At 60.1% G+C, this 14,144-nt stretch carries 16 protein-coding genes; 13 read left to right on the top strand and 3 right to left on the bottom strand.

Translation table 11 applies throughout. From position 1 onward, the window contains the following. The first annotated feature begins 79 nt into the window (after positions 1 to 79). The 3 genes from CRP02_RS14760 (at position 80) to CRP02_RS14750 (ending at position 2,764) form a co-directional block, all read left to right on the top strand. Positions 80 to 1,189 (top strand): DnaJ C-terminal domain-containing protein, encoded by a 1,110-nt coding sequence (locus CRP02_RS14760; RefSeq protein WP_025592658.1) that lies wholly within the window; start codon positions 80 to 82, stop codon positions 1,187 to 1,189. 131 nt (positions 1,190 to 1,320) lie between these two features. Continuing rightward, positions 1,321 to 2,139, top strand: coding sequence for an enoyl-ACP reductase FabI (gene fabI / locus CRP02_RS14755; protein ID WP_003511762.1), 819 nt, complete (start codon positions 1,321 to 1,323; stop codon positions 2,137 to 2,139). Between the two features lie 31 nt (positions 2,140 to 2,170). Further along, entirely contained in the window at positions 2,171 to 2,764 is a 594-nt protein-coding gene (locus CRP02_RS14750) for a histidine phosphatase family protein (protein ID WP_097101721.1), read from the top strand. 206 nt (positions 2,765 to 2,970) lie between these two features. Here the strand turns inward: CRP02_RS14750 and CRP02_RS14745 are convergent, their stop codons facing one another. Beyond that, the gene (locus tag CRP02_RS14745; protein WP_003511760.1) at positions 2,971 to 3,231 is read right to left on the bottom strand and encodes a DUF1344 domain-containing protein; all 261 of its coding nucleotides are present in this window, start codon (positions 3,229 to 3,231) and stop codon (positions 2,971 to 2,973) included. A gap of 40 nt (positions 3,232 to 3,271) precedes the next feature. Between CRP02_RS14745 and CRP02_RS27535 the strand changes: the two genes are divergently transcribed. Genes CRP02_RS27535 through ribB form a run of 3 tightly spaced genes read left to right on the top strand, consistent with a single transcriptional unit; the run spans position 3,272 to position 5,896 of the window. Continuing rightward, entirely contained in the window at positions 3,272 to 3,679 is a 408-nt protein-coding gene (locus CRP02_RS27535) for a hypothetical protein (RefSeq protein WP_210200303.1), read from the top strand. A gap of 6 nt (positions 3,680 to 3,685) precedes the next feature. Then, positions 3,686 to 4,783, top strand: coding sequence for a chorismate synthase (gene aroC / locus CRP02_RS14740; protein WP_097171582.1), 1,098 nt, complete (start codon positions 3,686 to 3,688; stop codon positions 4,781 to 4,783). A 12-nt stretch (positions 4,784 to 4,795) separates the two neighbouring features. Next, positions 4,796 to 5,896, top strand: coding sequence for a 3,4-dihydroxy-2-butanone-4-phosphate synthase (gene ribB, locus CRP02_RS14735; protein ID WP_097171581.1), 1,101 nt, complete (start codon positions 4,796 to 4,798; stop codon positions 5,894 to 5,896). A 167-nt stretch (positions 5,897 to 6,063) separates the two neighbouring features. On the opposite strand, the gene CRP02_RS14730 is transcribed toward ribB, so the two are convergent. Continuing rightward, positions 6,064 to 7,257, bottom strand: coding sequence for a winged helix-turn-helix domain-containing protein (locus tag CRP02_RS14730; protein WP_097171580.1), 1,194 nt, complete (start codon positions 7,255 to 7,257; stop codon positions 6,064 to 6,066). A gap of 115 nt (positions 7,258 to 7,372) precedes the next feature. On the opposite strand from CRP02_RS14730, the gene CRP02_RS14725 reads away from it, so the two are divergent. The 7 genes from CRP02_RS14725 to dxs all read left to right on the top strand — a co-directional run bounded on the left by CRP02_RS14725 (position 7,373) and on the right by dxs (position 13,513). Continuing rightward, positions 7,373 to 8,053 carry an energy-coupling factor ABC transporter ATP-binding protein gene (locus CRP02_RS14725; RefSeq protein ID WP_097171579.1) on the top strand — a complete coding sequence of 227 codons (681 nt, stop codon included), beginning with the start codon at positions 7,373 to 7,375 and terminating at the stop codon, positions 8,051 to 8,053. Next, positions 8,050 to 8,655 (top strand): energy-coupling factor transporter transmembrane component T family protein, encoded by a 606-nt coding sequence (locus CRP02_RS14720; protein WP_013635601.1) that lies wholly within the window; start codon positions 8,050 to 8,052, stop codon positions 8,653 to 8,655. The genes CRP02_RS14725 and CRP02_RS14720 overlap by 4 nt, the downstream gene beginning before the upstream one ends. 31 nt (positions 8,656 to 8,686) lie before the next feature. Further along, positions 8,687 to 9,250, top strand: coding sequence for a biotin transporter BioY (locus CRP02_RS14715; protein ID WP_035197936.1), 564 nt, complete (start codon positions 8,687 to 8,689; stop codon positions 9,248 to 9,250). Positions 9,251 to 9,276: 26 nt separating this feature from the next. After that, positions 9,277 to 10,212, top strand: a complete 936-nt coding sequence (locus CRP02_RS14710; protein ID WP_097171578.1) for a histone deacetylase family protein — start codon at positions 9,277 to 9,279, stop codon at positions 10,210 to 10,212. A gap of 2 nt (positions 10,213 to 10,214) precedes the next feature. Then, entirely contained in the window at positions 10,215 to 10,469 is a 255-nt protein-coding gene (locus CRP02_RS14705) for an exodeoxyribonuclease VII small subunit (RefSeq protein WP_003503059.1), read from the top strand. A gap of 102 nt (positions 10,470 to 10,571) precedes the next feature. Beyond that, complete coding sequence (locus tag CRP02_RS14700) at positions 10,572 to 11,495, top strand: pirin family protein (RefSeq protein WP_097171577.1); 924 nt, start codon at positions 10,572 to 10,574, stop codon at positions 11,493 to 11,495. A gap of 98 nt (positions 11,496 to 11,593) precedes the next feature. After that, positions 11,594 to 13,513 (top strand): 1-deoxy-D-xylulose-5-phosphate synthase, encoded by a 1,920-nt coding sequence (dxs, locus tag CRP02_RS14695; RefSeq protein WP_065702759.1) that lies wholly within the window; start codon positions 11,594 to 11,596, stop codon positions 13,511 to 13,513. A gap of 133 nt (positions 13,514 to 13,646) precedes the next feature. Here the strand turns inward: dxs and CRP02_RS14690 are convergent, their stop codons facing one another. After that, a complete protein-coding gene (locus tag CRP02_RS14690; protein ID WP_097103186.1) occupies positions 13,647 to 14,099 on the bottom strand; it encodes an Lrp/AsnC family transcriptional regulator in 453 nt (150 codons plus the stop codon). Positions 14,100 to 14,144 lie beyond the last annotated feature (45 nt).

Genomic DNA, 14,144 nt, shown 5'->3' with positions numbered 1-14,144 from the left:
TCCCTTTTCGGAGGGGTTTGTTTCAGGATTGCGCCATGAGCGGCTGCACGTGCCTGAGCCAACGTAACTGGTGTTTCGCATGCGCGATCCGTATTCTATCCTCGGCTTAAAACGTGACGCCCGTCACGAAGACATCAAGGCTGCCTGGCGCACGAAGGCGAAAACCGTCCATCCGGACGCCAATCGCGACGACCCTGACGCGTCGGCGCGATTCGCCGAGGTCGGGCAGGCCTACGATCTTTTGAAAGACCCCAAAAAGCGCGATCTTTACGACCAGGCCCGCAAGGCGGCCGAGAAGAAGCAACGCGGCGAAACAATCATGCAGCAGCGGGAGGCGGCACGCGAGGCCGCCGAGCGCGCCAGGGCCGCTGAGAAGCTTATGGAGGAACTGGCCCGTGCGGATGCCCGCAACAGGGCGCAAACCGGCCAGAAAGCCGATGCAAAACCCGAAACGGCCGAAGATATCGTCGAGCGGATTTTCGGCGCCGACGCGCAGAACGACCCCAAGGTGCAGCAGGCAGCCGAAGCGGCGAAAGCCGCAGCCACTGGCGTTAAAGGCGATGCGCCCGGTGCTGGCGAAACCACGCAGACGTCTGCAAGCGAAACCGCAGCCGCCTCGCTCGCCGCCAATCTCTTCAGCGCTCTCGTGCGCCGCTTCCGCCCCCCGCAGACACCGCCGGAAAAGGCACCTGACATCACGGCGGAAGCCACCGTTACGGTCACCGAACTTCTGGAGCGTAAATGGATCACCGTATCCCTTGCCGACGAACGCGAGGTTCGCTTCCAGCTTGAACCCGGCATGACGGACGGTCATGTGGTGCGGCTAAAGGGCCAGGGGCTGAAGCTGCCGAACATTGCGCGCGGCGATCTGGCCGTCACGTTGCTGGCGGCGCGCGACGATGCCTTTTCCCTTCGCGGCTTCGATATTCATACGACGCTGCCAATCTCTCTCAGTGACGCGGTTCTGGGTTGCGAGACGAGTATCCGGACGCCGCTTGGCGAGGAAACCGTCACCATTCCTGCCTGGTCCGGCTCCGATCGCGAGCTGCGGCTTGCCGAAAAGGGGCTTGCCGACGGCAAGGGTGGATATGGCGATCTCGTCATCGAATTGCGCATCATCCTGCTCGAAAAGCCGGACGAGAAGGTGACAGACCTCATGCGCCACATGCGCGAAGGCCTTTATTTGTAAAAGTTTTGCGAATAGGCGGGACAACGCACCCTTTGTTACGTTCCCTAACAGTAGATGATCCTCGGCAATCTTGAACAGGATTGCAGCCTATGCCATAGGCAGGATCAATCGAAAGTATCAGGGAGCATACAATGGCTCAGGCATCCGGCCTTATGGCTGGCAAACGCGGCATCATCTTGGGTGTCGCCAATAATCGTTCAATCGCTTGGGGCATTGCCAAGGCTTGCGCGGACGCGGGCGCGGAAATCGCGCTCACCTGGCAGGGCGACGCGCTGAAGAAGCGTGTCGAACCGCTGGCGCAGGAACTGGGCGCCTTCATGGCCGGCCACTGTGACGTGACCGACCTCGAGACGATCGATGCGGTTTTTGCCGGGCTGGAAAAGCATTGGGGCAAGATCGATTTCGTCGTGCACGCCATCGCCTTTTCCGACAAGGACGAGCTGACCGGCCGTTATCTCGACACCAGCCGCGACAACTTCAACCGCACCATGGACATTTCCGTCTTCTCGCTGGCCGCCGTTGCCAAGCGGGCAGAGCCGATCATGAATGATGGCGGCTCGATCATCACGCTCACCTATTACGGTGCCGAGAAGGTCATGCCGAACTACAACGTCATGGGCGTGGCCAAGGCTGCACTCGAGGCCAGCGTGCGTTATCTCGCGGTAGACCTCGGCAGTCGCGGCATCCGCGTCAACGCGGTTTCCGCTGGCCCGATCAAGACGCTTGCGGCTTCCGGTATTGGCGATTTCCGTTACATTCTGAAATGGAACGAATACAACGCGCCGCTGAAGCGCACCGTTTCCATCGAAGAAGTCGGCAAGTCGGCGCTTTACCTGCTGTCCGACCTCTCGACGGCTGTGACCGGCGAAATCCACCACGTGGATTCCGGTTATCACACCATCGGCATGAAGGCCGTTGACGCGCCGGATATCTCGGTGGTCAAGGACTGAGCCGAACGAACTTTGAAACAGGGGTATCGCCTTGCTCGTCTATGTGATCCGGCACGGACAAACGGACTGGAATGCGATACGCCGGCTTCAGGGCCAGAAAGACATTCCGCTCAATGATTTCGGCCGCGCGCAAGCGGTCGGCAACGGCAAGGTTCTGGCGCAAATTCTCGGCGACTCCGCGCGTGATTTCGATTACGTGGCAAGCCCGCTCGGGCGCACGCGCGAGACCATGGAGCTGATGCGCGGGGCGATGGGGCTCGATCCCCACACCTACCGCACGGACGACCGCCTCGTCGAAGTTTCCTTCGGCGACTGGGAAGGCCAGACCCTGCCGGAACTGAAAAAAGAATTTCCCGACCGGGTGAAGGCGCGCAAGGCCAACAAGTGGGACTTCATTCCCCCCGGTCAGCATGCTGAAAGCTATGAAATCCTGTCCTGGCGTATTGGCGCATGGCTTTCCTCAGTCGAGGTGCCAACGGTATGTGTCTGCCACGGCGGCGTGATCCGCTCGATCTTCCGCCTGGTTTCCGGCATGGACAAGGATGAAGCCTCTACGACGCAGATCCCGCAGGACCGGATTTTGAAGGTCGAGATCGACAGGAACAGTGCCGAGTGGATTTCGTGAGGGTACCGATCATCCTCCTCCTCCGTCATTCCGGCCTTGAGCCAGAACCCGTCCAGCCCAAATCTTTAGGCTGAAAAAACCAATCCCGCCACGCAGACGCTCGTCGGCTGGATGCCGGATCAAGTCCGGCATGATGGAAATTCTGGAGCTTCCCGACCGGGATTAGAGAGGTCCGCCTCGACAACAGGCAGAGCCGAAACCGCAGTTTACTGCACGACCTCGAGATCATCGACCACGCGTTTTCCGTCCACTTCCGTGTAGAAAACGACGACCTTCACACCTGCCTTCAGGCCTTCGAAATTGAACTCTTCCGGCACACGGTAATTCTTGCCGTCGTTCAAGGTAATGGTCAGCGCATTCACGTCGATCTTGCTGATCGTTCCCTCGACATCGACGCTCTGGGCGTAGCTGTTGATGGGCATAAGCAAATTGGCGGTGGCCAGAAGGGCGGCAATCATCATACGCATCGATCTAGCTTTCGTGAATTTGCGTGAAAACCTTACAAGCATGAAGAATTGCCTTTCGAATGTGGCGGAAATTGCCCGCAACCATGACATTTTCGGCCCAATTGATGAACGGATTTTGGATCGCGTTCAAGTCGTTAGTGATTTTTACACCGCATTTCCCGGCAATATTGGAAAACCGCGAAACAGCGTGGAAAACACCAGCACCTTTACACTTTTGTCATCTGGAAAACCCTGCGCCGTTTCCGCCGAATCATTCATCCGGCCCAGTCGTCAGCCATGGCCACGCCTGTCGTTTTCCGGGCTGCTCGGCGTCGTGAACGGTGCGTCACCTTCTTATCGGACTTGCGATGAAAGAAAGGCTTTTGCCTTGGTCCGATTTTCTACTATGACAAATCCGCTTGTTTTAAACGGCCCCTGTCCGCAGGCGCGCCCTCGTTTTCCGGTCTAGAGAAATATGTCGCATAACAGCTTCGGTCATCTTTTTCGCGTTACCACCTGGGGCGAAAGCCATGGGCCCGCTTTGGGCTGCGTGGTGGACGGCTGCCCGCCCGGTATTCGCTTCACGCTTGCCGAGGTGCAGCACTGGATGGACAAGCGCAAGCCCGGCCAGAGCCGCTTCGTCACCCAGCGCCGCGAAGATGACATTGTCAAAGTCCTGTCCGGCGTGATGCTGGATGAGGACGGCGAGACGATGATAACCACCGGCACGCCGATCTCCATGCTGATCGAAAATACCGACCAGCGTTCCAAGGATTACGGCGAGATTGCCCGCAGCTTCCGTCCCGGCCATGCCGACTTCACCTATGATCTGAAATACGGCATTCGCGACTATCGCGGCGGCGGACGCTCTTCCGCCCGCGAGACGGCGGCGCGTGTTGCCGCAGGCGCAATCGCCCGCAAGGTAGTACCGAGCCTCAATGTGCGCGGTGCGCTGGTGCAGATCGGCAAACACAAGATCAACCGCGACAATTGGGATTGGAACCAGGTCGATCAGAACCCGTTCTTCTGCCCCGATCCGGCGATGGTGCCGGTGTGGGAAGAATATCTTGACGGCATCCGCAAGGCGGGATCGTCGATCGGCGCGGTCGTCGAAGTCGTGGCGGAAGGTGTTCCGGCCGGCATCGGCGCGCCGATCTACGCCAAGCTCGATCAGGATATTGCCTCCAGCCTGATGTCGATCAACGCCGTCAAGGGCGTGGAGATTGGCGAGGGATTTGCCTCGGCCGAGCTTTCCGGCGAGGAGAATGCCGACGAGATGCGCATGGGTAATGACGGCAAACCGATTTTCCTGTCGAACCATGCCGGCGGCATTCTGGGCGGCATCGCGACTGGCGAGCCCGTCATCGCCCGCTTCGCCATCAAGCCCACCTCCTCCATTCTGACGGAGCGCCAGTCCATCGACACCGACGGCCGCAATGTGGATGTGCGTACCAAGGGCCGCCACGACCCCTGCGTTGGCATCCGCGCCGTGCCGATCGGCGAGGCGATGGTGGCCTGCACCGTTGCCGACCATTATTTGAGAGATCGTGGCCAGACCGGCCGGTTGAAGTGAGGTAAATCCGAAATGGCCTATGATCAGAAACGTGTCGTCGACGCTATCCGCGCTTTTGAAGCTGGCGAGATCGTTGTCGTGACCGACGACGACGACCGTGAAAACGAAGGCGATCTGATTATTTCGGCGGTTCATTGCACGCCGGAAAAAATGGCGCTGATCGTGCGCCACACATCCGGCATCGTTTGCGCGCCCATGCCGCGTGACGAGGCAAAGAGGCTGAACCTCAACGCCATGGTGGCGGAAAACGACAGCGCCCACACGACCGCCTTCACCGTCAGCGTCGACTTCAAGCATGGCACGACGACCGGTATCTCCGCGGATGACCGCACCTTGACGGTGCGCAATCTCGCCAACCCGAATGTCGGCGCGTCGGATTTCACCCGGCCAGGCCATATCTTCCCGCTGATTTCCCGCGAAGGCGGCGTGCTGATGCGTTCCGGCCATACCGAAGCGGCCGTCGATCTCTGCCGGCTCGCTGGCCTGCCGCCCATCGGCGTTATCAGCGAGCTGGTCAATGACGATGGCACCGTGATGCGCGGGCCGCAGGTCCTGGATTTCGCCGAAAAACATGGCATGAAGCATGTTTCGGTCGCCGATCTGATCGCCTATCGCCAGCGCAAGGAAACGCTGGTGGAGATGGAATCCTCCTTCACCATCGAAACGCCGTTCGGGCCGGCCAAGGCGCATACCTATTCCCTGCCCTGGGACCGGATGCAGCATATGGCGGTGATTTTCGGCGATATCCGCGATGGCGTCGATATTCCCGTCCGCCTGCACCCTGAAAACGTTGCTGACGACGTGTTCGGCGACCGGCAGCCGGTGCAGCACTATATGCAGAAGATCGCCGAAGAAGGCCGCGGCGTCATCGTCTATCTGCGCGAAGGGTCTGTCGGCGTCGGCCAGGTGGACGGACGGCGCAAGGTGCGTGATCCCGACGAGGCGCACGCACAGGCCCGCTCCCGCGAAAATGAGTGGCTGGAAATCGGCCTCGGCGCGCAGATTCTCAAAGACCTCGGCATCAGCTCGATCAAGCTGATGACGACCCGCGAGCGCCATTATGTCGGGCTGGAAGGCTTCGGGATCAAGATTTCGGCAACGGATATCGGGTGATCTAGGGACGTCGCGAGGGCGCTTCGATTTGGCGTCCTCTCCGCCCGTCCGGCGTCATCCTCGGTCTTGTGCCGAGGATCTGCAAACGCATCCTATACATTGTCCGTTGCAGATGCTCGGGACGGGCCCGAGCATGACGGAAGAAACAGTCGCCGCTCAAGGCGCAATTACACCTCCCGCCACCCCTCCAGATAATTCACACTCTCCACCCCCGTAAACTTCGCAAGCCGCGACAATTCCGCGTCTAGTTTCTCGAGCCTTCCCGTTGAGGCGCGCACGCCCGGTTCCAGCCACAGGCGGCGCACATCCAGCGTGCTGCGCTTGCGGTCTGCCTTCATGTCGATACGGCCGATCAGCCGGTCGCCTTCCAGAAGCGGGAAGACGTAATAGCCATATTGCCGTTTCGGCTCGGGTACGAAGACCTCGATACGGTAATAGAAGCCAAACAGCCGCTCCGTGCGGTTGCGGTCGCGCAACAGCGGATCGAAGGGGCTCAGCACACGGACGCGGGACGACGGTTCCGGCAGGTTGGCGACATCGGCGCTGAAATCCGCAAAGGCATAGGACGGACGGGCAGCACCGCCATCGCTTGCGAGAAGCGAGACCTCACACAGTTCGTCACGGTGGCTCTTGACCCAGTCCCTCGCCTCCTGCGGGGTAACGAGATCGAAAAAGGCGGCGATTTCGCCATGGGTGGCAAAACCCAGCCGGGTGAGCGCCTGCCGGCATGCCCAGTCTACGAATTGCGTATGCTCCACTTCGCTTTCGTGGTGCTCGCCGGGAATGACCCGCTCCGCCAGATCATAGACCTTCTGGAAATTCACGCGGCCGGATATGGCAAGCTTACCGGTGTGCCACAGATATTCGAGTGCGGTCTTGGAAGGATGCCAGTTCCACCAGCCGCCGGACTGATGACCCTCCTCCTTCAACTCACGCGCCAGAACAGGACCCGTGGCGGCGATGCGCTCCAGCGTCTCGGCGAAAGCCGCATCGAACCCCTCACCATGCCATTTGCGCCAGCGCTCCTGAATTATCGGCTCGCGGCGGCGGAAGCGGTGCTTCCAATAGGGGTAAAATTCGGTCGGCACGATGGAGGCATCATGCGTCCAGTGCTCGAACAGCGCGCGGTCCTTTTCCAGCAGTGCTGTCAAATGTTCGCGCCTGTAGGTCTGGTTTCGGGAGAATATTATCTGGTGATGGGCGCGCTCCACCGTGCCGATACTGTCTACCTGCACAAAACCGATATCGGTAATAAGCTGCAGCAGGCCATCCTTGGAAAGCGCCTTTCCGGGCGGAGAGCAAAGCCCCTGCCGCGCCAGAAAAATCCGCCTTGCCGCTTCGTTTGAAACCTTGATCGTCATAAAGCAGAAGGTATGACGGCTTTTTCAGGATTGCAATGTTCTTTTTTTGTTCTTTGTTTCACTTCTGTTGATGACACGATATAGAACCGGAAAGCGATAGAGGGATGCATCAGTCTTGGAAATCCGTTTCGACACCGCAGGCGTCGCCTTCGAGGGCAGGCAGGCTTTACAGCCCGTGTCACTGACATTGACTGAACGGCGTATAGGCGTGATCGGCCTCAACGGCTCGGGCAAGACCACCTTTGCGCGGCTGATCAATGGTCTGACAAAGCCGACGCACGGCAAGGTGTCGGTGAACGGTCTCGACACCGTCGAAGATGCGAGAGCAGTGCTGCAAACGGTCGGCTTCATCTTCCAGAATCCGCAGAACCAGATCATCCTGCCGATCATACGCGACGATGTCGCCTTCGGCCTCAAGCAGCTCGGTATCGGCAAGACAGAGACGGAAACGCGGGTCAAGGCCGTGCTTGCCCGGCTCGGCATCGCTCATCTGGAAGAACGACGCGCGCACGAGCTTTCCGGCGGCGAATTGCAGCTGGCGGCGCTGGCCGCCCTGCTGGTCACTGAACCGCAAATCCTCATTCTCGATGAACCGACCAATCAGCTCGACCTCAAAAACCGCACCATCGTTGAAAAGACAATGGCTGCGCTGTCGCAGGCGCTTGTCGTCATCACCCACGATCTGCCGCTGCTTTCCGGCTTCGATCGCGTACTGGTCTTTCACGAAGGCGAGCTTGTTGCAGACGCCAACCCCGAAGAGGCGGTGGCACGTTATCTGGAGGTTGCGTCGCGATGAAGTCCCTGCATGTCGAAGGCACCGGCTGGCTCTACCGCGTCTCTCCGCGCCTCAAGCTCGTGACGCTGATGGTTTTCAGCATTGCGCTGTTTCTCACCCGCGATCTGCTTTTGCTTGGATGCGCCGTCGTTGTGGCCGCCGCCATTCTGCGCGAGACGCGGCTGCAATTCCGGGAGATTGGCCTGCGGCTACGCCCGGTGATGCTGACCATTCTCCTCGTTGCCGCCTTCAGCTATCTGCTGCTTCCGGTACACGATGCGAGTGTCAATCTTTTGCGGCTGACTGCACTGGCGCTTCTCGCCACCGCCGTCACCATCACCGTCAGCATTTCGCAATTCATGGATGAAATCGCGCTTGCTGCCGCCCCGCTGGAAAGGCTGGGGCTGGTCAAGGCAGCCGATATCGGGCTCGCGGTCGGGCTCGTCGTGCGGTTCGTACCGGAGATCGTCAACCGTTACCATGCCGTGCGCGATGCCCACCGCGCGCGCGGCCTCCCCGTTCGACTGGCCACGATCATCGTGCCGCTCGTGATTATGACGTTGAAGGATGCGGATGCCATTGCCGATGCCATTGACGCGCGCGGTTTCAGAGGCCAAAGCTGACGGCAAAACAACCACCCGGAGTTCCCGAGCCATGACGACCCGCGACCTTGTGCTGATCTCGCTGTTTTCCGCCATCATCATCGCACTCGGACTTTTGCCGCCGATCACGCTTGGTTTCATTCCGGTGCCCATCACCGCGCAGTCGCTCGGCGTCATGCTGGCCGGTGTCGTGCTGGGGGCTAAACGCGGCACGCTCGCGGTTCTCCTGACCATCCTCATCGCCGCCATCGGCCTGCCAGTCCTATCAGGCGGACGCGGCGGCCTTTCCATCTTCACCACGCCGACCACGGGCTTCCTGATCGGCTGGATTGCTGCCGCTTTCGTCACCGGCACGCTCTCGGAAAAACTCGTCAATCGCGGCCAGTCGGCTCTGACGCAGGGTATCGGTTTCTTCATCGCCAGCCTCGCCGGCGGCGTGGTCGTGCTTTATGCCTTCGGCATCTCCTATCTGGCGCTGGTGGTCGGGCTCGGGTTTGAAAAGGCGTTCATGGGTTCGCTCGCCTTCATTCCCGGCGATGCGTTGAAGGCCGTGCTTGCCGCCCTTGCCGGCCGCGCTGTGATGGTCGGTTATCCGCTTTTGCCGCAGCGCGCCTGAGCAGCTTATTTCGGGAGGATTAGAGAATGGCGACCCGTCTTTACGAACATCCGATCTTCCTTGAACACATCACGCCGGAAGGCCATCCCGAGCGGCCGGATCGGCTGCGATCTCTGAACATTGCGCTCGAACATCCGAATTTCGAGCGGCTGGTCCGCAAGCAAGCACCGCAGGCCAACGAGGATGCCGTGCTTCTGGCGCATCCGGAGGAGCATCTGCTGTCCGTCATGCGCCAGATTCCCGAGGAGGATGGCGAGATCAACCGCGTTGAGGCCGACACCTATGTCTCGCCGAAAAGCCTGCAGGCGGCGCTGACCGGTATAGGTGCTGCGATGGCGGCGGTGGACGACGTGTTTGCGGGTGCGGCCGACAACGTCTTCGTCGCGTCCCGCCCGCCCGGCCACCATGCGGAAACCGCAAAGGCCATGGGGTTCTGCCTCTTCAACAATGCGGCAATCGCCGCCCGTCACGCCCAGAAGGTGCACGGCGCAGAGCGCATCGCCATCATCGACTGGGATGTGCATCACGGCAACGGTACGCAGGATATCTTCTGGAACGACACGTCAGTGCTGTTCTGTTCCACCCATCAGATGCCGCTTTACCCGTGGAGCGGCGATAAAAACGAAACCGGCGTGAAGAACAATGTCGTCAACGCGCCACTTTCCCCCAATACCGGCAGCGAGTATTTTCGCGAGGCGTTCAAATCCCGCGTCCTGCCGGCGATTGCCGATTTTTCGCCCGATCTCATCATCATCTCCGCCGGTTTCGATGCCCATCACCGCGATCCGCTGGCGCAGATCAATCTGGTGGGCGAGGATTTCGACTGGGCGACGGGGCGGCTGCTGGAAATGGCGGACAAATACGCCTCGAACCGGGTCGTCAGCCTGCTTGAAGGCGGTTATGATCTGGAAGGGCTGGCGGAATCGGCGGCCATGCATATTTTGAGAATGATGAAGGGTTGAAAATGACGGAAAATGCCAACACAGCCGATGTCAGCGGTTATTCCTTCGAAAAGGCCGTCGCCGAGCTGGAAAGCATTGTCGCACGCCTGGAGCGCGGAGACGTGGCGCTGGACGAGTCGATCGCCATCTACGAGCGCGGCGAAGCCCTGAAAAAACATTGCGAGACGCTTCTGAACGCCGCCGAAAAGCGTATCGAGAAAATCCGTCTCGACCGCGCCGGAAAACCGCAGGGCGTGGAGCCGCTGGACGGGGAATAAACACGTCCTGTTGAACGGGGGCGACACAGCGTTCAACATTACGGCGCTCCCACGTCGTATCGTTCGTGGTAAGCTTGCGTGTAACGATACGAGGAGCTTCGGATGTCCTTCTTTCCCGGCAACGATCCTGTCGCGGGTGATGCTTTCGCCTGCGACGCCATCGAAAACCTCATCATTCCCCGCACCAGCGATATTGGCGGCTTCGCCGTGCGGCGCGCGCTGCCGACGCGGCAGCGGCGTCTTGTCGGCCCGTTCATCTTTTTCGACCGCATGGGACCGGCGATCCTGAAGGCAGGCGAAGCGCTCGACGTCAAGCCGCATCCGCATATCGGGCTTTCCACCGTTACCTATCTGTTTGACGGCGAAATCAAGCATCGCGACAGTCTCGGCACCGAACTGGTCATCCGGCCCGGCGACATCAACCTGATGACGGCGGGGCGCGGCATAGTGCATTCGGAGCGCACGCCGGAAAACCTGCGCGGCCATCCGCTTTCCATGTCCGGCCTGCAGACCTGGCTTGCCCTCCCCGATCATATGGAGGAAATCGCCCCGGCATTTGCCCATACCGCCCGGGAAGACATGCCTCTGATCGATATCAAGGGCGCATCCGGCCGGGTCGTTATCGGTGAATTCGAAGGCCTCACTTCCCCCGTTTCGGCTTTTACCGACACGCTTTACGTTGACCTGACGCTGGAGGCGGGCGTGAAATTTCCCTTCTCCGCCGACCATGAGGAACGGGCGATCTATATTCTTTCCGGCTCTCTGGATGTCGCGGGTGACGTTTTTGCCGCCGACCAGTTGCTCGTCTTCCGGCCCGGCGACGATATCACGTTGCAGAGCTGCAGCGGCGGCTGTCACATCATGATCTTCGGCGGTGCGGCACTCAACCAGCGCCGTTACATCTGGTGGAACTTCGTTTCGTCATCAAAAGAACGCATAGAGCAGGCCAAACAGGAGTGGAGAACCGGACGCTTCGATATCGTTCCCGGCGACGAAGAAGAGTTTGTCCCTTTGCCGGAGGGTTGAAATTCTATAGAAGTGAACGACATGCAGGGCTCAACTGCTGGCTTTCCATATGAAAGACGCACTTGCGCCCGCCGCTGACACGAGAAAAGGCCGAACGATTGACCGGAATGCCACAGACCCCATTGCTTGACCGGGTGAATTTTCCATCCGATCTCAAGGAGATCGACGATCGCGACCTGCCGGAATTGGCAAGGGAGTTGCGCGACGAGATGATCGACGCGGTGTCGAGCACCGGCGGGCATCTGGGTGCCGGTCTGGGCGTGGTGGAGCTGACGATTGCCATCCACAAGGTGTTCAACACGCCGGAAGACCGGTTGATCTTCGATGTCGGCCACCAATGTTATCCGCACAAGATCCTGACCGGCCGTCGCGAGCGCATCCGCACGCTGCGCCAGGAAGGCGGGCTTTCCGGTTTCACGCGTCGGGCCGAGAGCGAATATGACGATTTCGGCGCTGGCCATTCCTCCACCTCCATTTCTGCCGGTCTCGGCATGGCGGTGGCGGCGGGGCTGGATCAGAGCGACCGCAAGGTTATCGCCGTCATCGGTGATGGCTCCATGTCTGCGGGCATGGCGTTTGAGGCGCTCAACAATGCCGGTGCGCTCGACGCGCGGCTGATCGTCATCCTCAACGACAACGACATGTCGATTGCGCCGCCGACGGGCGCGATGAGCGCTTATCTCGCTCGGCTGGCCTCCGGCCGCACCTATATGGGCTTTCGCGATTTTGGCAAGAAACTCACCGCCTATCTCGGCAAGACCATCGATCGCGCCATTACCCGCGCCGTGACCCATGCGCGCGGTTACGTGACAGGTGGCACGCTGTTCGAGGAGCTTGGCTTCTATCACATCGGCCCGATCGACGGTCATTCCTTCGATCACCTGCTGCCGGTGCTGCGCAATGTGCGCGACAACCAGAAAGGCCCTGTTCTCATCCATGTGGTGACGCAGAAGGGCAAGGGTTATGCGCCGGCGGAAGCGGCAGCGGACAAATATCACGGCGTCAACAAGTTCGATGTCATTACCGGCGCGCAGGCGAAAGCCAAGCCGAATGCGCCGAGCTATACCAGCGTGTTTGCCGAAGCGCTTATCCAGGAAGCGACCCTCGACGACAAGATCATCGGCGTCACCGCCGCCATGCCTAATGGTACCGGGCTGGACAAGATGGCCGAGCTTTTCCCGGCCCGCACCTTCGATGTCGGCATTGCCGAGCAGCACGCCGTCACCTTCGCGGCGGGGCTTGCGGCGGATGGCTACAAGCCGTTCTGCGCGCTTTATTCCACCTTCCTGCAACGCGGTTACGACCAGCTGGTGCATGATGTGGCAATCCAGAGCTTGCCCGTGCGCTTCCCCATCGACCGCGCCGGCTTCGTCGGCGCAGACGGACCGACCCATGCTGGCTCGTTCGACACCACATTCCTTGCCACCCTGCCCGGCATGGTGGTTATGGCGGCGTCCGACGAGGCCGAGCTGAAACATATGGTTCGCACAGCCGCAGCCTATGATGAAGGCCCGATTTCCTTCCGTTATCCGCGCGGCGAAGGCGTGGGCGTCGAGATGCCCGCACGCGGCCAGATTCTTGAGATCGGCAAGGGCCGCATCATCAAGGAGGGTACCAAGGTCGCACTCCTTTCCTTCGGCACACGCCTTGCCGAATGCCTGGCGGCTGCCGAAGACCTCGATGCCGCCGGACTTTCGACGACCGTTGCCGATGCGCGCTTCGCCAAGCCGCTCGACCTCGACCTCATCCGCCAGCTTGCGGCCCATCACGAAGTGCTGGTGACGATCGAGGAAGGCTCCGTCGGCGGTTTCGGTGCACATGTGCTGCATTTCATGGCAAGCGCAGGATTGCTAGACCATGGCCCGAAGGTTCGGACCCTGACCCTGCCTGACCATTGGGTGGAGCAGGCCAAGCCCGAGACCATGTATGCCAATGCCGGCCTCGACCGCGCCGGCATCGTTTCCACCGTGTTCAACGCACTTGGCCAGCGTCAGGCAGGTGTGGGATTTGCGGGGTAATGGTGTTGTTCAGATCGTAGCGGCGCCGTTCCCAACGAAGGCTGAAACCAACAATATTCCCATATTTTTGCTCGATTGCGGCACGATCACCGATGAGACGGGACCGTCTCATCGAAGCTAAACTGTTGCCTCTTCAAAGCCGAATGGCCGTTTCCTCTTTCGCCGTTTTTATGACGACCATCGTGAAGAAGCGCGCGACATTGTTCTGGTCGCGGAACAGCCTGTCGCACAGGGCATCGAACTCCTCCATGTCGCGCAGGCGCAGCATCAGCACGACATCAGTTGCGCCGGTGACGGCATAGGCATGTGAGACGGCTTCTTCGGCGCTTGCCATGTCCAGAAAGCGGCGCATGTGCTGCTCGCCATGCAACTTCAGTTCCACCGTCACCAGAGCCCTGATCACCCGCCCGGCCTTGGCAGGATTGAGGATCGCGACAATGCGGTCGATCACACCCGATTTGCGCAACCGTTGCAGACGGCGCAGGCAACTGGAGGGCGATAGCCCCACCTCGTCGGCCATATCCACATTCGTGCGCGACGCGTCGCCCTGCAAGAGGTTCAAGAGTTTCCGGTCGATCCTATCCATTTCCGAACCATATCGTCCGACAGTGAATTTGCAATAAAATTGCAT

This window comes from Rhizobium sp. AN5, assembly GCF_900215255.1.
Lineage (GTDB): Bacteria > Pseudomonadota > Alphaproteobacteria > Rhizobiales > Rhizobiaceae > Agrobacterium > Agrobacterium tumefaciens.
Note: the sequence above shows the minus strand (reverse complement) of the source record. Positions and strands in the feature narration are given on the sequence as shown.